Genomic DNA, 21,363 nt, shown 5'->3' on the forward strand with positions numbered 1-21,363 from the left:
TGATTTTATGTTTAATAATTTTCTCTTTTTATTTTTTTACGTGGTCTTTTTTATTATGAAGAAATTTTTTAAGTGTTTATATGAAAATGACAAAATGTGTTGGGTAAATTAGTGTATCATAATACCCATGGTAATTTTGATGATTATACGTTATTTAAAACTACTATATTCTGTAAAAATATACGCCGATTCTAACAAAAATTTTAATAAAAAATATAAAATAAATCTAAAGTTTTTTGAGAAGAAAATCAATTTTGTAGTATCGATATTATGAGGTTTAACATAACTACATGTACGCCTAGTTTTATTTTTGATAGGATCAGAGTATTAACGATAACGCCTGTGATACCCATGCCGAATCATCTTCTCCATGCCCAAAGCCTTTACTTGCGCAAACACGCTCATAACCCCATTGATTGGTATTCTTGGGGAGAAGAAGCCCTGAGTAGGGCAAAACAGGAGCAAAAACCTATTTTTCTTTCCATTGGTTACTCTAGTTGTCATTGGTGTACCGTGATGGAGGGTGAGGCTTTTTCTGACAGTGCGATCGCACATTACCTAAACAATAATTTTATCGCCATCAAAGTAGATAGAGAGGAGCGCCCCGACATCGATAGCATCTATATGCAAGCCTTACAAATGATGACAGGGCAAGGAGGATGGCCCCTCAACATCTTTCTTACCCCCGATGACTTAGTACCCTTTTATGGTGGCACATATTTCCCTCTCGAACCCCGTTACGGACGCCCCGGCTTCCTCCAAATCCTCGAATCCATCCACAACTTTTATCATCAACAAACCGAAAAACTCAACGCCCTCAAACAAGAAATAGTCGGCATTCTTGAAAACAATAGTAACCTCAAACCCAATCCAGACAATCACCTTAACCCCAAACTCCTCAGCCAAGGACTAGAAAAAAATAGCAAGATTTTAGCCCGTAACGAATACGGTAGCCCTCGTTTTCCCATGATGCCCTATAGCAATACCACCCTAGTAGGTATCCATACCCTTTCTCCCGAAAATGCCAACAAAGCCCATCAACTTTGCATCCAAAGAGGTATAGACTTAGTAAATGGTGGTATTTATGACCATGTAGGTGGAGGATTTCATCGTTATACCGTGGACTCTACATGGACAGTTCCCCACTTTGAAAAAATGCTCTATGATAATGGTTTAATCATGGAATTCCTTGCCAACCTTTGGAGTAGTGGCACAGAAAAAACCCAATATCGGGTTGCCTGTGAAGGCACACTGGCTTGGTTAGAAAGGGAAATGAGCGCCCCCGAAGGCTACTTTTACAGCGCCCAAGATGCCGATAACTTCCCCAATATTCAAGATGAAGAGCCCGAAGAAGGAGATTTTTATGTCTGGCATTACCTCGACTTGCAACAAATCCTTAGTCATGAAGAATTAATTGCCTTTCAGGAAGTATTCACCATCAGCAATGAAGGCAACTTTGAAGGGAAAAACGTCTTACAAAAACATCCTGACAAACCCATCACCCCCATAGTTAAAACCGCCCTCGATAAACTTTTTACCATGCGCTATGGGCAAAAACCAGATAAATTAACCACCTTTGCCCCTGCCCGTAACAATGACGAGGCCAAATCCCTAGAATGGTTAGGGCGTATTCCCCCCGTCACCGATACAAAAATGATTGTGGCATGGAATAGTTTAATGATTTCAGGATTAGCAAGGGCTTATGGAGTTTTTGGAGATAGTAAATATTTAGATTTAGCGGAAACTGCTGTTAAATTTATCCTCAAAAATCAATGGGAAAATCAAAGATTACACCGTTTAAATTATGGTAACAAAGTTAGTACCTTGGCTCAATCAGAAGACTATGCTTTTTTGATTAAAGCCCTCCTAGATTTACAACAAAATTCTCTCAATGCAGGAAATTATTGGTTAGAAAAAGCTATCAAAGTACAAGAAGAATTTGACCATTATTGTTATGATCAAGAGGATGGTGGATATTATAACAATGCCCATGATAATAGTAACGATTTACTGATCAAAGAAAAGGGTTATATCGATAATGCAACCCCTTCTCCTAACGGTGTCGCTGTAGCTAATCTCGTTAGATTAGGATTAATGACTGATAATTTAGAATATTTTGATAAGGCAGAAAAAACCCTAGAGATATTCTCCGAAAAAATGACTGATTCTTCCGTTAGTTGTCCTAGTTTATTTACAGGTTTAAAATGGTTTTTAGATGGTAGTAGTGTAAAAAGTAGCGTACAACTTTTAGAGGACTTAAATAAATTATATTTACCTAATTTTATTCCTTGTATTAGTAAAGATATTCCTGATAATAGTGTTGGTTTGGTGTGTCGTGGTTTATCATGTTTAGAACCAGCTGTGACGAAGGAACAAATTATCGAGCAAGTAAGTATTACAGGGGGTATATAAAAAATTTATTTTTGTTTTTATGTCTTCACTCAGGGGTTTTATCCCCTTATCATTTAATAAATAAATTCGTAATTTTATCTGAGTGTGCCTTGAATCATAGGGCTAAGGGGTTATTTTTAATAAATTGAAGTAATCATGATTTAAAATATTTATTAAACAAACAAAATTTACCCTGTCGGAATATAGCATAATGGCGATCGCAATTGATTTTGGTACAAGTAATACGGTTATCGCAAAATTTGATCCTGATACCCAAACAATGGAAGTAATCAAATTACCAAAAATTGCCCAACAAACTGCTATTAACCCAGAATTAATTCCTAGTTTAGTATATGTGAAAGATGCCCAAAATCAAGATTTATTAATAGGGCAAAAAGTAAGAGATAATGGTTTAGATATTAGTAATAATCAGCGATTTTTCAAAAATTTCAAAAGGGGTATCGGTTCCAATATTCAAGGATTTTTACCCCAATTAGATGAGCAGAATATTACCTTTGAACAAGTAGGAGAATGGTTTTTATCGGGGATATTAAAAGAGTTGTCAGAAAAGCCAGATTCTTTAATTATTACTGTGCCTGTAGATAGCTTTGAAAGTTATCGTAATTGGTTGACAGAGGTATGTCAGAAGTGGAAAATTGAGCAGGTAAGAATTATTGATGAGCCTACCGCAGCGGCTTTGGGCTATGAAACCCAAGAGGATGATTTTATTTTAGTGGTAGATTTTGGGGGAGGAACTATTGATTTTTCTTTAGTACAATTAGAGTTAGGAAAAAGTAACCAAGCCCAAGGATTTATTTTGAAATGGGGCGAAAAAGTATTAGGTAAGAGCTCGGCCCAAAAAAATAAAGTTGCCAAGGTAATTGCTAAGGCTGGAATGAATTTGGGAGGAGCAGATTTAGATAACTGGTTGATGGATTATTTTCACAAGGAAAAAGATATACCTAAATCAAGTTTAATTAGTCGCTTGGCTGAGAGGGTAAAAATTAAATTATCTGAGGAAGAAACTGCTGAAGAAGTCTATTTTAACGATCGCACTTTAGAAACCTATGAGTTATCTTTAGACAGAAAAACTTTTGAGCAAATATTAAACGAAAATCAATTTTTTGAGCAATTAGATAATCTTATTAATAACCTCCTACAACAAGCCCAACGGAATGGAGTAGTTAGAGAAAATATCGATAAAGTGTTATTGGTGGGGGGTGGTAGCCAAATTCCAGTCCTACAAACTTGGTTACAACAATATTTTAACCCAGAAAAGATAAAGTGCGATCGCCCCTTTTCCGCCATTGCCATAGGTGCATTAAAAATTGAACAAGGTTTACAAGTAAAAGACTTTCTTTACCATAGCTATGGTATCCGTTACTGGAATCGTCGCAAAAGTCGCCATGACTGGCACACCATCATCCCCAGTGGGCAACCCTACCCCATGGGTAATCCTATCCCCTTATACCTTGGGGCATCGGTGGAAAACCAACCTAGTATTGAATTAATTATCGGTGAATTGGGGCAAGAAACCACTAGCACCGAAGTTTATTTTGATGGCGATCGCATTGTAACAAAACAAGTAATCAGTGGTAATACAACAGTGCAACCCCTTAATGATAAAAAAGGAGGAAGAAACATTGCCCCTCTAAATCCCGTTGGTACCCCTGGGAGCGATCGAATTAAGGTATTATTTATCGTAGATGAACAATGTACCCTCAAAATTACCGTGGAAGACTTGTTAACTAACGAAACCCTGCTTGATAACTGTGCAGTTGCCCAACTTAGTTAAACTTCTTGCCCCCAAACCATTACCTACTAACCACTTATAATTATCTCTTTAATTTTATCTGATACCATCTGCAACTGTTCATCCTTAATACCGGGATACATAGGCAAAGAAAGAATATTATCACAAAGACTTTCGGCATTAGGAAAATCTCCTTTTTGATAACCCAAATAACCATAGGCAGGTTGTAAATGACAAGGAATAGGGTAATGGATACCCGTTTGGATACCTATTTTATCTAACTTATCCTGAATTACATTGCGATCATAAACCTCAGAAGGTTTTATATTAGAGTTGTTGCGAAATAGGAGATAATAGAGAAAACTGACTAAGTAAAAAGAAGTAGAATGTTAAATATTGACAAAATACTTAATCAAGATCGACTCCTCAGAGCCACCACAGGATTGAATCGCAAGGCATTTGATGATTTATTAGTCAGTTTTGAGTCGGTTTATCTTTCATTATCACAAAAAAGTGACTCTTCTCGTCAGAGACGCTTTGGCGGAGGTCGAAAATCTCATCTCAAAACCATTGAGCAGAAACTTTTCTATATTCTATTTTATTTAAAATGTTATCCAACATTTGATTTAGCTGCTATTCTCTTTGATTGTGACCGAAGTCAAGCTTATCGATGGAGTCATAAACTACAAGAGGTTTTAGAAAAAACATTAAATGAAAAACAGGTATTGCCAAAAAGGAAAATTAGCACAATTCAAGAGTTCAGGGAATATTTTCCCGATGTGGAAAGAGTGATGATTGACGGGGTGGAAAGACCGATTAATCGACCACAAGACAAGAAAAAACAAAAAGAAAATTACTCAGGAAAAAAGAAAAGACACACCCGTAAAAATCTAGCGGTAGTAAGCCCAGAAAAAAAGATATTACAGTTAACACCCACCTGTAATGGCAAAATTCATGATAAAAAAATCCATGATCAATTTGACTTGATTGGGGGAATACCAGATATGGTGAAAGTACAAGCAGATTCGGGATTTCAAGGAGTGCAAAAAATGTATGATAATGTCTTTTTACCTCAAAAAAAACCGAGAGGGGGAGAGTTGACGGTGGAACAAAAAGAGGAAAATAGAGAATTATCAAGGGAAAGAGTAGGATGTGAGAACGCTTTTGCAGGGGTAAAAAGATACTATGCTGTATCATCAGTTTATAGAAATAGAACGCCAGAATTTGATGACAAACTAATGGTAACAGCTTGTGGATTATGGAATTTATATTTGGAAGTAGCATAAAATAAAATCAGGAATAAGAAAAATCCCATTAACTTTATTTAATATTCAACATTAAAGCTATCTCCTACTATTTCGCAACAACTCTATTAATAACATAAAGATGATAAATATGCCCTTTACCCACCACATTTTTAATGGGAGTGATGCCATATTGCGCCAAGGGTTGTAAAAGTTGATCATATTTTGCCCCCGCTTGATTGCGCCAATCATTCCATTTTTGTAAATGGGGTAATTTAATTTTTAATACTGCCCCCTGCACAGTATTTAAACGGCTATTGGTACCAAATTCCGTGTGATAATATTTTTTAGGCGCACCATAATTTCTAAGACTGCGTACTTTTTGGACAATTTCTTCGTTATCAGTAACCACCATGCCCCCATTACCAAAAGCCCCTAAATTTTTACTAGGATAAAAACTAAAAGCACTGGCGATACCAAGACTTCCTGCGGTTTTTGCTTCCCGTTGGGCAAGATGGGCTTGGGCGCTATCTTCAAAGATGATTAAATTATTACTCTGGGCAAAGTCTTGTAATTTTTGGGGTGATACCATCTGCCCATACAAATGCACTGGTAATATAGCTTTTGTTTTCTTGGTAACGGCTTTTTGCGCCCATTCTAAATCCATGAGGGCGGTGTTAATATCACAATCTACGAAGACAGGTTTTGCCCCTGCCAAGATTACCCCGATAACCGTAGCGATGAAGGTATTAGCTGGAACAAGTATCTCATCTCCCTCCATGATACCACAAGCTCTGAGTCCAAGGGCGATCGCATCTGTACCACTACCAACCCCAATGCCGTAGCCTACACCGCAAGCCTGCGCAAAACTAGCCTCAAACTCCCTTACCTCCTTACCCAAAATAAAATCCCCTCGTCCCATCACATCCCGAATACTTGCATTAATTTGCCCCATCAAAGGTTCATTTTGCCAAGACAAATCAACAAAGGGAATATTTATACTATCCATGAAGCCCATTAAAATATTTTCATTAATTGATCATTAATACTAAAAGATATTACTTGCGGAGAAACCGATAAATTAACATTTATTCTTGCCCCATAAACATTGATACAAAAATAGCAGAACTTATTACCACACATCATCTAAAAAACAACAGTATCGTAACAAAAGTTTATTTATATATACCTAAATAAAGTCAAACTTTTTCAAGACTTTCGTTAAATTGTAACCCTAGATTATCCTGTAGAGGAAAAAGTCAAGATTTCATCAGAAAAATTAAGAGTCATTAAAAATCATTAAGGAAAAGATTAATAAATATCATCATCCTTTATCTTGTCAAACGTACCACCCTTGTTTATGCTTATGTTAGATAAAAATTAAAATTCTGACATCAAAGTAGAATTATCAAACAAAAAAAATTAAACATCCTTAGTTTTTTTTGCTCAACTAGATTGTTTTCCCACAGAAAGGGCTAAACTGTCAAACAAAGTAGTACAAAAGTCCTATTTTAATGGTAATTTTAACAACATACAGAATTAGGAGATAACAAAAACCAAAAATGTCAATTGCAGTAGGAATGATTGAAACCCTAGGGTTTCCAGCAGTGGTAGAAGCCGCTGATGCCATGGTGAAAGCCGCTCGTGTAACCCTTGTGGGTTATGAAAAAATCGGTAGTGGTCGTGTAACCGTCATTATCAGAGGAGACGTATCAGAAGTACAGGCATCTATTGCCGCCGGGATTGAAAGAGCCAATGGTGTCAACGGTGGAGAAGTACTTTCTACCCACATTATCGCTCGTCCCCACGAAAACCTCGAATACGTTTTACCCATTCGCTATACCGAAGAAGTAGAGCAATTCCGTAGCTATTAAAGAAAAACCTTAATTCAACTACCAAAAAAATAAGTAGTTTTAACTTAAATTCATACAACATAGGAACTATTAATTATGTCAATTGCAGTAGGAATGATCGAAACCCTAGGTTTCCCAGCAGTAGTAGAAGCCGCTGACTCCATGGTAAAAGCCGCCCGTGTAACCCTCGTAGGTTATGAAAAAATCGGTAGCGGTCGTGTCACTGTTATCGTTAGAGGAGACGTATCCGAAGTTCAAGCCTCCATCGCTGCAGGTATCGAGGGTGCAAACAGAGTAAACGGCGGTCAAGTGCTTTCTACTCATATTATTGCGCGTCCCCACGAAAACCTCGAATACGTTTTACCTATCCGTTACACCGAAGAAGTAGAACAATTCCGTAGTTATTAATTTTTAATAGCTACCTACAAACATCATAGTGTCAGTCAAAACAACAAAAAGTAACGATTATGTCAATTGCAGTAGGAATGATTGAAACCCTAGGGTTTCCAGCAGTGGTTGAAGCCGCCGATGCCATGGTGAAAGCCGCCCGTGTAACCCTTGTGGGTTATGAAAAAATTGGTAGTGGTCGTGTGACTGTTATCGTCAGAGGAGATGTATCCGAAGTACAAGCGTCAATTTCCGCAGGTATTGACAATGTAAAAAGAGTAAATGGTGGTCAGGTATTATCTCACCACATCATTGCGCGTCCCCATGAAAACCTCGAATATGTATTACCTATTCGTTATACCGAAGAAGTTGAGCAGTTCAGAGAAAGCATCAATCCCCGTCCTTTAGGCGGCAACAGAAGACCATAATTTTAGGTTAATCAAGTGCAAATAGCTCAAGTATGCGGTACGGTCGTTAGTAATCTTAAGTCAAGGAATTTGACTGGGGTAAAGCTCCTCTTGGTTCAGTTAGTGGACGCTGAGGGTAATCTTCTTCCTACCTATGAGGTAGCAGGGGATACCGTTGGTGCGGGGATTCATGAGTGGGTTTTACTAACTAGGGGCAGTGCGGCAAGAAAGGAATCGGGGCAAGAAAATCGTCCTGTCGATGCCATGGTAGTGGGCATTATTGATACAGTTACAGTCGCATCAGGAACGCTCTATAGCAAAAAAGATGAGGAGAGAATGTATTAATAATCTACTGCCTTTTTCCTTTCTCAACACCACGAGGACAAGGAGACTAACGAAGAATAACAGGGGACTTGTTAACCTCTTTTGTCCTTTCATAACAGTTCGTAGTATAAAAAATGGAGGTTTTCATGCGCGTCCCTAGAATGGCAGCGCCCCCTACTCCTTGGTCAAAGAATTTGACTGAGCCGAGGGTAGATGAAACTGCCTATGTTCACTCTTTTTCTAATCTAATCGGTGATGTGACGGTGGGTTCCCATGTGATGGTGGCACCCGGTACTTCTATTCGTGCGGATGAAGGTACACCCTTTTATATTGGTGATGATAGCAATATTCAAGATGGGGTGGTAATTCATGGTTTGGAAAAAGGTCGGGTCAGGGGTGAGGATAGCAAAGACTATTCAGTTTGGATTGGTAAGGAAACTTGTATTACTCATTTATGTTTAATTCATGGACCTGCCTATGTGGGTAATAATTGTTTTATCGGTTTTCGTTCCACAATTTTTAATGCCAGAGTGGGTGATGGTTGTATCGTAATGATGCACGTACTGATTCAGGATGTGGAGATTCCCCCAGGAAAGTATATTCCTTCGGGGTCAATTATTACTAATCAACAACAAGCTGATCGTCTTCCTGATGTTCAACCTGAAGACAAGGAGTTTGCATCTCATGTGGTTAATATCAATGAGGCTTTGGCACAGGGTTATCTTTGTGCTGAAAACGATGCTTGTATAGCAAGTTTCCGCACTGAGGGTGTCTCTGTTTCGTCTAATCATAATAATAATCAAGATAGTAATAGTTATCAATCAGTAACTAATATGAGTTTAAATACAGATATAGTAAATCAAGTTCGTTCTCTGCTCAGACAGGGTTATAAAATTGGGGTGGAGTATGCTAGTGTACGTCGTTTTAGAACTAAGTCTTGGTTGACTGGTTCTCTTAATAATGCGTCTCAAGAAGCCCAAGTATTGGCACAATTAGAAGGTTTTTTGAATGAACACCAAGGGGAATATGTTCGTTTAATTGGGGTGGATACTCAGGCGAAAGCAAGGGTGGCAGAAATCATCATTCAGCGCCCTGATGATACTCCAGGACAACCTTCTCGCTTAAATACTACTTCTGTGGCTCCTGCGGTGGCTCAGGCTAGTAGTAATGGCGGTGGTACTTCTGTGATGGCGGCCAATGGTACTGACATTAGTGGAGAAGTGCGATCGCTCATACAAGGCGGTTTCAATATTGGGGTAGAACATGCAGATATTCGTCGCTTCAAGGCGAAATCTTGGATTACTGCTCCTAGTATCACCACCAATTCTGTGAATGAGGCGGTCAAAACCTTACAGGGTTATCTCAAAGAGTTTGATGGGGAGTATGTCCGTGTTATTGGGGTTGATCCTCAAGCCAAAAAACGAGTATCCCAAACCATCATCCAGCGCCCCGGGGAGTCCGCTTCTGTGAGTAGTAATGGTGGCGGTGGTAGCTATACCCCCAGCAGTAATGGTGGTGGCTCTGTGAGCAGTAGCCTCAGTGCCGATGCGGTGCAACAGGTGCGCTCTTTGTTGAGTCAGGGTTATCAGATTGGTACCGAACACGCTGATATACGTCACTTTAAGGCTAAATCTTGGAAGAGTTGTTCCCCGATCAAAGTTACCAATGAGAGGGATGTTCTCACTGCCCTAGAGGGTTGTATGAAAGATCATGCTGGGGAATATGTTCGCATGATTGGTATTGACGCCGAAGCGAAACGTCGTGTGTTGGAAATGATGATTCAGCGCCCCGGGGACACCCCAGAGCCTCACACCGTAAGAACCGCTCCTAGTGCTAATGGTGCCAGTCGTCCCCCTGCTGCGGTGGCTTCTACTAATGGTCGTAATGGTCATACCGTTAGTAGCCGTTTAGGGGATGATGTACTCAAACAGTTGCGATCGCTCTTATCCCAAGGTTATAAAATTGGTACTGAACACGCCACCGTGCGCCGTTTCAAGGCTAAATCTTGGCAGAGTTGTTCTCCCATCGATAGCACCAACGAATCTGAGGTTATCAGAGCTTTAGAAGGTTGTCTTCAAGACCATGACGGCGAATATGTCCGCATGATTGGTATTGATACCGATGCCAGAAAACGTGTAGCGGAAGCTATTATCCAGCGCCCGTAGTTTTTATTTTCCCCTCTCAATTATTGCTCATGAGTTGATAATAAATGAGGGGGATAAAATCAATTTTTAATTTTTAAAAGCTATTTTTAGGCAACAAATAAAATAAATTTAAATTTAGTTTTTATCAAAAAGATTATTCTTTTAGTCTATTTTAATATATATTAATTATTAATTAATACCTTTTATATCTCATCTTTCCAAGTTAAAAAAATAAATTAGCTCGAATGTCATTACCCATTCTGCAACCAAGCACCGTTAAAAATATTCAAATCAGAGGCGATGTCACCATCGATGATAGTGCGGTAATTGCTGATGGTGTGATCATAAATGCTCCTGATGGGGCAAAAATCGTCATCCATGGGGGTGTGTGTTTGGGCATGGGTTCCATTATTACTGCTTTTCCTGACGCTATCATCGAAATTAAAGCCAATGCTATTTTGGGGGCTGGTTGTCTTATTTTTGGGCAATGTATCATCGGTAATCAAGTTTCTATCGGTTCGGCAGTAACGATTTATAATACAGATATTGAGCCTTTGAGCGTGATTCCTTCTGGTATGGTTAAGGGCGATCGCTCCAGGACTGTTACCATAGAAAGTGAGACTATTCCCGAATCCTCTATCCCTTCAGAAGATATATTAGAGGAAAATCCAGAAATTATCACCACTCCAGAAGATAATCAAGAATCAGACAAAGCCAAAACCGATGCCATGAAACAACAAGAGCATCTCAACAAATATAGAAACAAAATACCATCTATTCCAACGCCCCAAAATCAAATAGATAATAACACTTCCCCAGATAGTCAAGATAACCAAGAAAGCCCTGAAGATAGTCCCAATAAAGAAGAAAATCAACAACCCACCAGAACAGATGACGATCCTTGGGGTATAGTGAAATCAGACTCCCAAGAAGTCGCAGGAAAAGTTTATATCAATAGACTATTTGTCACCCTATTTCCTGAAAAAAATATACCCCCTCAACACACTTAAAAACAAAGGGCTAGAGCGTTTTTCACTCTTACTTAAATGCCCCAATTTTTACCTATATCCCATTATCAATTACTAATAAGAGCCTTTATAAATACGCTCGGCTTGTTCGGCAGAAAGACGATTAGAGCGAGGATAGTTTTCTGCGACAGTGTTAATCTTATTGGTTTCTTGTAATTGTTTGCTCATTGGTGAGGATTTGGGAGTATTTTGACTGCCATGAGAATTATCAGTTTTATCCGCAAGATTGCCAGATACCTTACGATAATAATTAGTGGGTTTTAGATCATATATAAATTCAGGGGGAGCGTTTCTAGTTTCTAAATCAACAAAATCATGGCTAAGGGGATCATAAGCGAGGACATCTCCAGATTCAATGTTATACACCCAAGCATGAAGTGCTAATTTACCTTGATATAGTTTACTTCTGATGACAGGATAAGTGGCTAAATTTTCTAGTTGAGTGAGGACATTTTCGGCGATCGCAATGGGTAAAACTTCTTCATCGGAAAGATCTCCATAATTATCCTTGAGAAGACGACGGGTAGCTTCTGCCTGTTTTAACCATTCATAAACCAAAGGCATTTGGTCTTCTAGCTTAGACATTTTTAACAAACCCTTCATCGCTCCACAATGGGAATGACCACAAACGATTATATGCTCAATACCAAGGGCGGTGATGGCATATTCAATGGATGCCCCTTCTCCTCCATTGGTAGCACCGTAGGGCGGCACTATATTTCCTGCGTTACGAATTACAAACAAGTCACCTACATTGGCTTGGGTGATAAGATTGGGGTCAATACGAGAATCAGAACAAGTGATAAAGAGGATACGGGGATGTTGTCCTTGGGAAAGTTTTTCAAATAATTCTTTGTGGCTTTCAAAATAACCAGCATGGAAGCGGTGTAGTCCTTCGATCAGCTTTTTCATGGTTTCTCTTTAGCTATGCTCTCGTGTCTTTTATCTCGTTCTGATGACCGTGTCCGATTATACCTTACCAAGGGTACATGAACAATTTACGTCTCCTTGGGATAGTGATAAATATTACTTATTTTAGGAGAAGTTAATAAATAAGGTTATCTAACAAAAAAAATGTTTTAAATATAGAATTTATAAACTATTCCTGCCTGATCATTTACTGAAAAATCACCATCCAACTCTTGAGCTTTATTATCTAAATATTCTTTGGCTTTTTCTACGGGTAATTGAGCTTGTAGAGCAAATTTTAGTACAGTTATTTCTCCTTCATTTTCTGCTAGTATCTGCAAGAATATTTGTTCTTTATCAATTTTATTTTTGTCAACATTGTTTCTTTTATTATGTTTTAAGTCCAAGATTAAGTAAGTAGCGATACCTGTGGGAGGTAAACCGAGAATAAAGAAAGCTGCGATCGCCCCTTCTCTGTCATCTTGAGCGGTATTACTATCAATTATTTGAAAAAGAGCTAAGGAAGTTATGGGTAAACCGATGATCAGAAAAAAACCAATTAATATTTTCTTGATTGCATTCATCATAATCAAAGTAGATATTAGTAATTAATGAGACTATTTTAGATGTTTTTATAGTTTTGCCTATATCTATCTTTGTCTTCAAATTAAATTCTCTAAATGTAACAGAACAAAATGCCACAAAAAAAGGTGCAACATAGTTGCACCCCTAATATTAATTTGAATTGTCGTAGTGTTTAACCAATGACACTAAAAGCAATAACAAAGCTCAATACAGCACCAAAAACAATGAGGGCATAAAATTGCGCTCGTCCATTTTCCAGATATTTCAAGCCTTCACCACTGACGATGGTAAATAAACCCGTTAGGTTAACTGCACCATCTACCACTTTGTAATCAACCTCCATGATGCCCCGAGCGATACGGCGACATCCTTTAACAAAAACACTGTCATAAAATTCGTCAAAGTACCATTTATTAAGGGAAAATTGGTATAAAGTGGGGAACTTAGAGGCGATCGCACTGGGGTCAATTTTCTTACTACTATACATCAAAGAAGCAAGAGTAATCCCTATCAAAGCAATGCCCACAGAATTACCAGCCATGATGAGAAACTCAGTCAAATCAAAATGGTGAGCAACTTCCGTCACCGCCTCATTAGGAGAAGCAATAAATTCCTCAAAACGATTATTCCAAGGCATTCCCAAGAAACCAACCAACACAGAAGGAATAGCCAACATCATCAAAGGAAAAGTCATGGTTAGAGGAGATTCGTGGGGTTTTTCTCCATGATGTCCTTCATCAGTGGGAATAATATTCGCCGCCGTCAACAACTCCTCTTGCATTTTATGATCCTTACCTCTAAAGTCACCCTCAAAGGTCATGAAATACATACGGAACATATAAAAAGCGGTCAAACCAGCAGTTAACCAGCCGATTAACCATAGAGCAGGATTTGCCTCAAAAGCCAAACCTAAAATTTCATCCTTCGACCAAAATCCAGCAAAAGGAGGAATACCACAAATGGCCAAAGTACCAATCAAGAAACAACTAGAGGTAATGGGCATATATTTGCGTAAATTACCCATCAAACGCATATCCTGTGCCAACACAGGCTCATGTCCTACCACTTCCTCCATGCCGTGAATCACGGAACCAGAACAGAGGAACAACATGGCTTTAAAATAAGCATGGGTCATTAAATGGAACAAACCAGCACTATAAGCACCGATACCCATAGCCATTACCATATAACCCAACTGGGAAATGGTAGAGTAAGCCAAACCCTTTTTAATGTCATTTTGAGTTAAGGCAATGGTGGCACCCAAGAGGGCAGTAAAACAACCCACCCAAGATACCAAATCCATAGCCACAGGAATCGGCTCAAATACAGGGTACATCCTAGCGATCAAAAATACCCCAGCGGCCACCATGGTAGCCGCATGAATAAGGGCAGATATAGGAGTAGGGCCTTCCATAGCATCAGGAAGCCATACATGGAGAGGGAACTGGGCTGATTTTGCCACCGGACCTAAAAAGACCAAAACCGCCAATAACGCCGCTAACCATCCAGCAAGTTCTCCTGAAACAACCGATTCATGAAGCCTAATGCCCATTTCGCCAAAGTCGAAGCTACCCGTAGCCCAATATAAACCGAGCATTCCCAGTAATAAGCCGAAGTCTCCCACACGGTTGGTAACAAAAGCCTTTTGACAAGCATCAGCGGCTGCTTTGCGATCGTACCAAAAACCGATGAGTAGATAAGAACACATTCCCACCAATTCCCAGAAGATATACACTTGCACTAGGTTGGGGCTAACTACTAAACCCAACATCGAAGCACTAAAGATGCTCAGATAGGCATAAAAACGCACATAACCTTCATCGTGAGCCATGTAACCATCGGTGTAAATCATCACCAATAGTGCCACGGTGGTAACGATAACCAGCATCAATGAGCTAAGGTGATCGATAGTGTAACCCATACTCAGGGAAAAATCTCCCGCTGATGCCCATTCAATCATTTTTGTGTAGGGTTCTGCTCCTTGCCACTGACTCCAAAACAGAGCCACAGAAAGGGTTAAACAAGCTCCCAATGTGGAGATAATAAAGATTGAATTAACCTGTCTTAATTTATTAGTGGCTTGGTTAAAAGAGATTAAGCCAATACCCACTATCATTGCAGAGAGTAGGGGTAAAGTTGGCACTAACCAAGCATATTCATATAATTTTAAACTGTCCATGTGGATTATTTATTTGATTTATCCATAACGCTATCATTGTGACATATCATTACTGTCAATGATCAACTAAGATTTTATTTCGTTCTAAACGATGTCTCAATTTCCCCATGATGAGTGAAAAAAGGGAGATTGATGTGTTATTCACTCCCACGAAACCCGTACCAACCCCACCAGATACACTAGGATTATTAGGTAAGTTGGCACAAACCACCTGCTTGTTAAAAGTTTATCGTAATGCTGTTAATGCTGATCAAATTCGAGACTGTATTGGTAAATTGATTACTGTAATATTCAGGTAAGGGCGATCGCAAAGGTAAAGACACTACTCATAGAATATGCTCATCGAGATAGTGTATGGATTATCTATGGAAATCCATTTGGAGTTGTGGTTTAACGGTAAAATCAGAGGGCGAAACCGCTTCAATGTTTCCTGCCTCAATGCGCCAACAGTAGTCGGCAATGGAGAGTAAATCACTAGCATCATGGGTAACGACCAAAAGTGTCCAATGTTGTTTTAATTTACTCAAAAGATTTACTAATTGATCGCGCATTAACCAATCTAATCCCGCTGTAGGCTCATCTAGTAATAGGATACTGGGTTGGCGAATCAGTTGCACGGCAAGGGATAACCGTCTTTGTTGTCCACCACTGAGGGCATGGGGTGGGGTTTCATAGCTTAGATGTCCTAAACCTACTTCTGTGAGGGCTTCTTTTACCCTGATGGCGCTTAATTCGGGATGTCCGAGGCGTAATTCTTCTAATACGTTAGAGCCACAAAAATGCCTTTCGGGGAATTGAAATACTAATCCGCTTAGTTGTTGCAGTTCGACGGAGGTGATTTCTTCTTCTTCCCAAAAAATTTTTCCGCTGGTGTTTTCGGCTAATCCAGCTAAGATTTCGAGAAGGGTGGTTTTGCCTGAGCCACTTTTGCCAACTATTAATCCTAGTTTTTGGGGTTCGAGGTTGAAGTTAATATTTTCAATGATAGGACTAGGGGTGGCGGCAGGGTGATAACCGACATTTTTTAAGGAAAGCATAGTTTAGGCTACAATCATAAGCAATATTTACCTTTTATGATAAGTGCTAAAGGTATTGTTAACATTTTTCCTTCAAGAGGCAGTATTTTGATCATGCAAAATAAGAGTAATAAGTTTTTTTCTCTTTTTGGGGTTCGTCGTCAAGGGGCTTTTATTTTCTCTACGATCGCCCTTTCGATGTTATCTTGGGGATTTTCTGTGGGTGCTAGTTTGGCCGCAGATCCTTTTAGAACCACTAATCCCCGTGAAATAGGAGATAAAACGGAACAGGCTTTTAAGGCTCTTTTCGAGGAGGGTAATTATCCCCGTGCCAAAAGATTATTGGATGAGGCGAAACAATCGGAAACCAATGATCCTTTAGTTCCTGCTTTACGGGCATCTTTGGCTTATACCGAGGAAGACTGGGCTACGATGAAATCCTACGCCGATGAAACCGTAAGAGTGGCAAGGGCGATCGCCTTTGGAGATCCTCTCAGAAGTAATATTTATCTAGCAGTGGGTAATTTTCTTCAAGGGGCTCACAAGTTCGAGGTTAGTGGACCCATGGCGGCTATCGGTCAGTTACAGTCGGTGTTTCGCTATTTTGAACAGGCGGAAAAAATTGATAGTAATGACCCTGAGTTAAATTTGATTAAGGGTTATTTTAATTTAATTTTGGCAGTAAATCTTCCTTTTTCTAGCCCCTCCCAAGCCATTAGTCAGTTACAACAGTTTGGCAGTCCTCAATATTTAGTGGACAGGGGTATTGCCATCGCCTATAGAGACTTAAAAGACTTTGATCAAGCTCTTACTTTCGCTAATAAAGCGGTGGAAAGTACCCCCAATAATCCCGAAATTCATTACCTCCGTGGTCAAATTTTACGGGAAAAAGGTATGCGAGATAATAACGTGGAAGCCCTCGAAGAAGCCCTCAAAAGTTTCGACATTGCCATGGCCAAGATCGATCAAATGCCCGTGGGTGCTACTCAAGAACCTTTAAGGCGCGATCGCACCAGTACCATTGAAGCCCTCGCTCAGTTCAAAGGAATCAGCCAATAATCCTCCAGACCCTGTGACAGTTAAGAAAGTGTCACAAGGTTATCTCCCGTTGTTCCTAAATGGATTTTAATAGTATTCAAGTGAGGAGTTAAATATGAAAAGCCTTCGGAGTCGAAACATGGAAAGACGCCCGGAGGTTTTTCTTTGGAATCAATTTTCCCTTAATCAGATCATAACCTGAAGAATTATTGATCAAGATATGATGAGTAGAGACTATAACAATCAGTATATAAAGTTACTCCGCAGTAACCCATAACAAAGTATATAGAAACTACCATGACAGAAACAGAAACCATGAGAGAGACAAAAATCGATCTTAGAGATAGTAAATACTATTTCAATAGAGAACTAAGTTGGCTAGAATTTAATCGCAGAGTCCTACACGAAGCCCTAGACGAAAGAACTTTATTACTAGAAAGACTAAAATTCACCGCCATTTTCAGTGCCAACTTAGATGAATTTTTCATGGTTAGGGTTGCAGCTATCAAACGACAAATAGAAGCGGAAGTAACCAAAAAAACCTTTGACGGCTCCACCCCCATAGAGCAAATGGAGAATATCCAAAAATATTTGCGTCCCGTGGTCCAAGAACAGGTAGCCAATTTTGAATACAATTTAAAAAAAGAATTAGTCCACCATGGCATTCACCTAATCAATTTTGTCGATCTCAACCAAGAACAAAGAAAATACTTACACGACTACTACGAAAGTAACATATTTCCCGTTCTTACCCCCCTCGCCGTTGATCCTAGTCACCCTTTTCCCCATATTTCTAACCTGAGTTTAAACTTAGCCGTATTAGTTAGAAATCCCGACACAGGGGCGCAATTGTTTGCTAGGGTAAAAGTACCTAAATCCTTACCCCGTTTTGTAGCTTTCCCCGACCATCTCAGACAAGTGGGAGAGGAAAATCATGATAACCTACTGTGGGTAGGAGTACCCCTAGAACAAGTAATTGCCCACAATTTAGAATCCCTTTTCCCCGGGATGGATGTGCAAGAGTACCATAATTTCCGTCTTACCCGTGATGCGGACTTAGGAGTACAGGAAGATGAAGCCGATGATTTATTGTTGGCCATTCAACAGGAGTTGAGAAAAAGACGTTTTGCAGGTTCTCCCGTTAGGTTAGAAGTTCATGCTTCTATGCCTAGTAACATCAAAAAAATGCTGATGCAGGGGCTAAATTTACAGCCCATTGATGTGTATGAAATTGAAGGTTTATTGGGTTTAAATGATTTGTTTGCCCTCACAGGATTTCCTTTACCAGAATTAAAAGATAATCGCTGGAGTGCTGTAGTACCCCCTCCGTTTGATCATTTCCAAGAGTTACTTTTAGATCAAGACGATGATAGAGATGAGCATATCAGCCCTGAATTTTTTGCCATGATTCGCAAGTCCGATTTGATGGTACATCACCCTTATCATTCTTTTTCTTCCACAGTGCAGGAGTTTATTACCCAGTCTGCCCATGATCCAGATGTGATGGCCATTAAGATGACTCTTTATCGTACTTCGGGGGATTCTCCTATCATTAAGGCTCTCATTGAGGCGGCGGAAAATGGTAAACAGGTAGTGGCTTTGGTGGAGTTAAAGGCTCGTTTTGATGAGGAAAATAATATTCTCTGGGCAAGGAAGTTGGAGAAGGCTGGTGTCCATGTGGTTTACGGGTTAGTAGGTTTAAAAACCCATACTAAGATTGTGCTAGTGGTGCGCAAGGATGAGGATAAAATTCGTCGTTATGTTCACATTGGCACGGGCAATTATAATCCAAAAACGGCAAAACTCTATACTGACATTGGTTTATTTAGTTGTCGGGAAGATTTGGGTGCTGATTTGACTGATTTGTTTAACTATTTGACAGGTTATTCTAAGCAAAAGGCTTTCCGTAAGTTGCTAGTTGCTCCTGTGACTATGCGCGATCGCATGATTGCCATGATTGAAAGGGAAGCAAATCATTGTCGTGATGGTGGCACGGGTAGAATTGTGGCAAAGATGAATTCTTTGGTGGATGTGGCTGTTATCGAAGCGCTTTATCAGGCTTCCCAAGCGGGGGTAAAGATAGATTTGATCATTCGGGGTATTTGTTGTTTACGGCCAGGCATCGAAGGGGTGAGCGAAAATATTAAAGTTATTAGTATTATCGGTCGATTTTTAGAACACTCTCGTATCTTTTATTTCCATAACAACGGTGAGGAGGAAATCTATATCGGTAGTGCCGATTGGATGACCAGAAATTTATCTCGGAGAGTAGAGGCTATTACTCCTGTTGAGGAACCAAAATTGATGAAACAATTGGAGGAATTATTAGGGCTTATGCTTTCGGATAATCGCCAAAGTTGGGAATTACAAACCGATGGCAGTTATATTCAACGTCGCCCCAAAGAAGGAGAAATTGAACATAGTACCCATCAAATTTTGATGGATATGGCACAAAATGGATAACTTAGTTATCAGTTTGCAATGGTTGTAAACACAAAAAAGGTGGGCATTGCCCACCAATTTATTTGAAATAAAAAGCCTATTTAATAAACACCGGCGTTATAGCGTTCGTCACCTTCGTTGAATACTGAAGCAGGGGGGGTGGCGCTGAATTTATCGATGTTAGCTTGTAATCTTTCTTTTTGTCTCTCACTTAGGCCTGGAATGTCTAAAACATCTCCTACTTCTTCGTAAGGGGCATTTTGAATGATCATACTGGCTAATTTAGGATAAAATCCTCTTAGTTCACGAAAGTCTCGGATGTCACTATTATTAACATCAATTTTTTGACCAAATTCAGTGGTTAATAATTCATCGGCGGCGTTACGGCGATCGCCTTCTACAGCAGCTACGATACGGGGGCTTAATTGACTAATAGCATTAAAAGTATGTGCTTGAGCAGGTTGAGCAAATAATAAGGCACAACCAACCACAAGAACACTAAAATATGCGGTAATACTTTGCCATAGTTTCATGAAAATGAACCTCCAAATTTAAGATAATTTTTTAATATGTACTTGAGATTTTGTGATTTTCCCTCGTCTAGGATTACTACCTCGACCAGTTATCAATGAACAATTCTGCCATCTTATGGTGGCTTTTTTTGCTCATTTTTATTTTTAATCTCTAATCCCTAGCATTGAATAATAATGCTATATTTTGGGTAAGATTGCTATGAGTTAATTTTGATTTTATCAGTGAAATACCCCTCATACTTAAAGGTTTGGTAAAGATTTGTAAAGATGAATTAAATAATCTTTCGGTACTTTCGTGAATAATTGTAAAATATGAAACAGTTTCGATTATTGCCTCTAGTATGGGGATGTATTAATTTATCTTTGTTTTAGTTTGTAGGAAAAATTTTATATGACATTACAATTAGGGGATACCGTTCCTAACTTTACTCAAGCCTCTAGCGAGGGAGAAATTAATTTTTATGATTGGGCTGGAGATAGTTGGGTAATTCTTTTTTCTCATCCCGCCGATTATACTCCTGTATGTACCACTGAACTAGGTACTGTGGCTAGTTTACAATCTGAGTTCCAAAAACGCAACGTAAAAACCATCGCCCTTAGTGTGGACGATGTGGAATCCCATAAGGGATGGATTGGTGATATTAACGAAACTCAAAATACCACCGTTAATTATCCTATCTTGGCTGATGGCGATCGCACCGTAGCCGATTTATACGGCATGATTCACCCTAAATCTTTAAACAACTTAACCGTTAGAAGTGTATTTATCATCGACCCTAACAAAAAGTTAAGATTAACCATCACTTACCCTGCTAGTACAGGACGTAACTTTGACGAAATTTTAAGAGTTATCGACTCTCTACAATTAACCGACTATCACCAAGTGGCAACCCCTGCCAACTGGCAAGATGGTGATGATTGTGTAGTTGTACCCTCTATCCCCACCGAAGAAGCTAAACAGAAGTTTCCTAAAGGTGTTACCGAAATCAAACCCTATTTACGCATGACTCCCCAGCCTAACAAATAATTAGTGGGTATTTTCACGACGAGGGAAGGGATGTAATTATATATTACGTCCCTATTTTTTTTCTCACTATTTCTTGGTAACTTCGCTTTTATCTTTTATTTTT

18 protein-coding genes and 2 pseudogenes are annotated in these 21,363 nt (G+C 39.3%); 13 read left to right on the plus strand and 7 right to left on the minus strand.

Annotated features, from left to right (window positions below):
• Nucleotides 1–351 precede the first annotated feature (351 nt).
• Both A5482_RS00355 and A5482_RS00360 read left to right on the plus strand, forming a co-directional pair.
• Entirely contained in the window at nucleotides 352–2,412 is a 2,061-nt protein-coding gene (locus A5482_RS00355) for a thioredoxin domain-containing protein (protein ID WP_069791268.1), read from the plus strand.
• A gap of 190 nt (nucleotides 2,413–2,602) precedes the next feature.
• A complete protein-coding gene (locus A5482_RS00360) occupies nucleotides 2,603–4,186 on the plus strand; it encodes an Hsp70 family protein (RefSeq protein ID WP_069791269.1) in 1,584 nt (527 codons plus the stop codon).
• A gap of 26 nt (nucleotides 4,187–4,212) precedes the next feature.
• On the opposite strand, the pseudogene A5482_RS00365 reads toward A5482_RS00360, so the two are convergent.
• Nucleotides 4,213–4,470, minus strand: a pseudogene (locus tag A5482_RS00365) (DegT/DnrJ/EryC1/StrS family aminotransferase); the annotation flags it as partial.
• A gap of 60 nt (nucleotides 4,471–4,530) precedes the next feature.
• Here A5482_RS00365 and A5482_RS00370 point away from each other — a divergent pair.
• The gene (locus tag A5482_RS00370; protein ID WP_069790049.1) at nucleotides 4,531–5,430 is read left to right on the plus strand and encodes an IS5/IS1182 family transposase; all 900 of its coding nucleotides are present in this window, start codon (nucleotides 4,531–4,533) and stop codon (nucleotides 5,428–5,430) included.
• An 88-nt stretch (nucleotides 5,431–5,518) separates the two neighbouring features.
• Here the strand turns inward: A5482_RS00370 and A5482_RS00375 are convergent.
• Nucleotides 5,519–6,397, minus strand: a pseudogene (locus A5482_RS00375) (DegT/DnrJ/EryC1/StrS family aminotransferase); the annotation flags it as partial.
• A gap of 553 nt (nucleotides 6,398–6,950) precedes the next feature.
• Here A5482_RS00375 and A5482_RS00380 point away from each other — a divergent pair.
• The 6 genes from A5482_RS00380 to A5482_RS00405 all read left to right on the plus strand — a co-directional run bounded on the left by A5482_RS00380 (nucleotide 6,951) and on the right by A5482_RS00405 (nucleotide 11,513).
• Nucleotides 6,951–7,262, plus strand: a complete 312-nt coding sequence (locus A5482_RS00380) for a carbon dioxide-concentrating mechanism protein CcmK (protein WP_069790048.1) — start codon at nucleotides 6,951–6,953, stop codon at nucleotides 7,260–7,262.
• A gap of 75 nt (nucleotides 7,263–7,337) precedes the next feature.
• Nucleotides 7,338–7,649 carry a carbon dioxide-concentrating mechanism protein CcmK gene (locus A5482_RS00385; RefSeq protein WP_015221526.1) on the plus strand — a complete coding sequence of 104 codons (312 nt, stop codon included), beginning with the start codon at nucleotides 7,338–7,340 and terminating at the stop codon, nucleotides 7,647–7,649.
• Between the two features lie 59 nt (nucleotides 7,650–7,708).
• Nucleotides 7,709–8,056 (plus strand): carbon dioxide-concentrating mechanism protein CcmK, encoded by a 348-nt coding sequence (locus A5482_RS00390; protein ID WP_069790047.1) that lies wholly within the window; start codon nucleotides 7,709–7,711, stop codon nucleotides 8,054–8,056.
• A 15-nt stretch (nucleotides 8,057–8,071) separates the two neighbouring features.
• Nucleotides 8,072–8,380 carry a EutN/CcmL family microcompartment protein gene (locus tag A5482_RS00395; RefSeq protein WP_069790046.1) on the plus strand — a complete coding sequence of 103 codons (309 nt, stop codon included), beginning with the start codon at nucleotides 8,072–8,074 and terminating at the stop codon, nucleotides 8,378–8,380.
• A gap of 125 nt (nucleotides 8,381–8,505) precedes the next feature.
• Nucleotides 8,506–10,524, plus strand: coding sequence for a ribulose bisphosphate carboxylase small subunit (locus A5482_RS00400; protein WP_069790154.1), 2,019 nt, complete (start codon nucleotides 8,506–8,508; stop codon nucleotides 10,522–10,524).
• A gap of 224 nt (nucleotides 10,525–10,748) precedes the next feature.
• Nucleotides 10,749–11,513 carry a hypothetical protein gene (locus tag A5482_RS00405; RefSeq protein ID WP_069790045.1) on the plus strand — a complete coding sequence of 255 codons (765 nt, stop codon included), beginning with the start codon at nucleotides 10,749–10,751 and terminating at the stop codon, nucleotides 11,511–11,513.
• Nucleotides 11,514–11,585: 72 nt separating this feature from the next.
• On the opposite strand, the gene A5482_RS00410 is transcribed toward A5482_RS00405, so the two are convergent.
• From A5482_RS00410 to A5482_RS00420, 3 genes are all read right to left on the minus strand, one after another.
• Nucleotides 11,586–12,443 carry a carbonic anhydrase gene (locus tag A5482_RS00410; protein ID WP_069790044.1) on the minus strand — a complete coding sequence of 286 codons (858 nt, stop codon included), beginning with the start codon at nucleotides 12,441–12,443 and terminating at the stop codon, nucleotides 11,586–11,588.
• A gap of 167 nt (nucleotides 12,444–12,610) precedes the next feature.
• Nucleotides 12,611–13,027 (minus strand): hypothetical protein, encoded by a 417-nt coding sequence (locus A5482_RS00415; RefSeq protein ID WP_069790043.1) that lies wholly within the window; start codon nucleotides 13,025–13,027, stop codon nucleotides 12,611–12,613.
• A gap of 170 nt (nucleotides 13,028–13,197) precedes the next feature.
• Entirely contained in the window at nucleotides 13,198–15,204 is a 2,007-nt protein-coding gene (locus A5482_RS00420; protein WP_069790042.1) for an NAD(P)H-quinone oxidoreductase subunit 5, read from the minus strand.
• A 107-nt stretch (nucleotides 15,205–15,311) separates the two neighbouring features.
• Here A5482_RS00420 and A5482_RS00425 point away from each other — a divergent pair, with 107 nt between their 5' ends.
• A complete protein-coding gene (locus A5482_RS00425) occupies nucleotides 15,312–15,503 on the plus strand; it encodes a hypothetical protein (protein ID WP_141712659.1) in 192 nt (63 codons plus the stop codon).
• Between the two features lie 60 nt (nucleotides 15,504–15,563).
• Here A5482_RS00425 and A5482_RS00430 read toward each other — a convergent pair whose 3' ends face one another.
• The gene (locus A5482_RS00430; protein ID WP_069790041.1) at nucleotides 15,564–16,241 is read right to left on the minus strand and encodes an ABC transporter ATP-binding protein; all 678 of its coding nucleotides are present in this window, start codon (nucleotides 16,239–16,241) and stop codon (nucleotides 15,564–15,566) included.
• A 93-nt stretch (nucleotides 16,242–16,334) separates the two neighbouring features.
• On the opposite strand from A5482_RS00430, the gene A5482_RS00435 reads away from it, so the two are divergent.
• Entirely contained in the window at nucleotides 16,335–17,279 is a 945-nt protein-coding gene (locus A5482_RS00435) for a Sll0314/Alr1548 family TPR repeat-containing protein (protein WP_069790153.1), read from the plus strand.
• A gap of 276 nt (nucleotides 17,280–17,555) precedes the next feature.
• The gene (ppk1, locus tag A5482_RS00440; protein WP_069790040.1) at nucleotides 17,556–19,721 is read left to right on the plus strand and encodes a polyphosphate kinase 1; all 2,166 of its coding nucleotides are present in this window, start codon (nucleotides 17,556–17,558) and stop codon (nucleotides 19,719–19,721) included.
• Nucleotides 19,722–19,801: 80 nt separating this feature from the next.
• On the opposite strand, the gene psbU is transcribed toward ppk1, so the two are convergent.
• Nucleotides 19,802–20,233, minus strand: coding sequence for a photosystem II complex extrinsic protein PsbU (gene psbU, locus A5482_RS00445; protein WP_069790039.1), 432 nt, complete (start codon nucleotides 20,231–20,233; stop codon nucleotides 19,802–19,804).
• 391 nt (nucleotides 20,234–20,624) lie between these two features.
• Between psbU and A5482_RS00450 the strand changes: the two genes are divergently transcribed.
• Entirely contained in the window at nucleotides 20,625–21,260 is a 636-nt protein-coding gene (locus tag A5482_RS00450; RefSeq protein ID WP_069790038.1) for a peroxiredoxin, read from the plus strand.
• The last annotated feature ends 103 nt before the right edge of the window (nucleotides 21,261–21,363 follow it).

This window comes from Cyanobacterium sp. IPPAS B-1200 (assembly GCF_001747005.2).
Lineage (GTDB): Bacteria > Cyanobacteriota > Cyanobacteriia > Cyanobacteriales > Cyanobacteriaceae > Cyanobacterium.

What these genes read in the sequence shown, in the direction of transcription:
- A5482_RS00355 (WP_069791268.1), top strand. Translation starts at nt 352, where the DNA reads ATGCCGAATCATCTTCTCCATGCCCAAAGCCTTTACTTGCGCAAACAC.
- A5482_RS00360 (WP_069791269.1), top strand. Translation starts at nt 2,603, where the DNA reads ATGGCGATCGCAATTGATTTTGGTACAAGTAATACGGTTATCGCAAAA.
- A5482_RS00370 (WP_069790049.1), top strand. Translation starts at nt 4,531, where the DNA reads ATGTTAAATATTGACAAAATACTTAATCAAGATCGACTCCTCAGAGCC.
- A5482_RS00380 (WP_069790048.1), top strand. Translation starts at nt 6,951, where the DNA reads ATGTCAATTGCAGTAGGAATGATTGAAACCCTAGGGTTTCCAGCAGTG.
- A5482_RS00385 (WP_015221526.1), top strand. Translation starts at nt 7,338, where the DNA reads ATGTCAATTGCAGTAGGAATGATCGAAACCCTAGGTTTCCCAGCAGTA.
- A5482_RS00390 (WP_069790047.1), top strand. Translation starts at nt 7,709, where the DNA reads ATGTCAATTGCAGTAGGAATGATTGAAACCCTAGGGTTTCCAGCAGTG.
- A5482_RS00400 (WP_069790154.1), top strand. Translation starts at nt 8,506, where the DNA reads ATGCGCGTCCCTAGAATGGCAGCGCCCCCTACTCCTTGGTCAAAGAAT.
- A5482_RS00405 (WP_069790045.1), top strand. Translation starts at nt 10,749, where the DNA reads ATGTCATTACCCATTCTGCAACCAAGCACCGTTAAAAATATTCAAATC.
- A5482_RS00410 (WP_069790044.1), bottom strand. Translation starts at nt 12,443, where the DNA reads ATGAAAAAGCTGATCGAAGGACTACACCGCTTCCATGCTGGTTATTTT.
- A5482_RS00415 (WP_069790043.1), bottom strand. Translation starts at nt 13,027, where the DNA reads ATGATGAATGCAATCAAGAAAATATTAATTGGTTTTTTTCTGATCATC.
- A5482_RS00420 (WP_069790042.1), bottom strand. Translation starts at nt 15,204, where the DNA reads ATGGACAGTTTAAAATTATATGAATATGCTTGGTTAGTGCCAACTTTA.
- A5482_RS00425 (WP_141712659.1), top strand. Translation starts at nt 15,312, where the DNA reads ATGATGAGTGAAAAAAGGGAGATTGATGTGTTATTCACTCCCACGAAA.
- A5482_RS00430 (WP_069790041.1), bottom strand. Translation starts at nt 16,241, where the DNA reads ATGCTTTCCTTAAAAAATGTCGGTTATCACCCTGCCGCCACCCCTAGT.
- A5482_RS00435 (WP_069790153.1), top strand. Translation starts at nt 16,335, where the DNA reads ATGCAAAATAAGAGTAATAAGTTTTTTTCTCTTTTTGGGGTTCGTCGT.
- ppk1 (WP_069790040.1), top strand. Translation starts at nt 17,556, where the DNA reads ATGACAGAAACAGAAACCATGAGAGAGACAAAAATCGATCTTAGAGAT.
- psbU (WP_069790039.1), bottom strand. Translation starts at nt 20,233, where the DNA reads ATGAAACTATGGCAAAGTATTACCGCATATTTTAGTGTTCTTGTGGTT.
- A5482_RS00450 (WP_069790038.1), top strand. Translation starts at nt 20,625, where the DNA reads ATGACATTACAATTAGGGGATACCGTTCCTAACTTTACTCAAGCCTCT.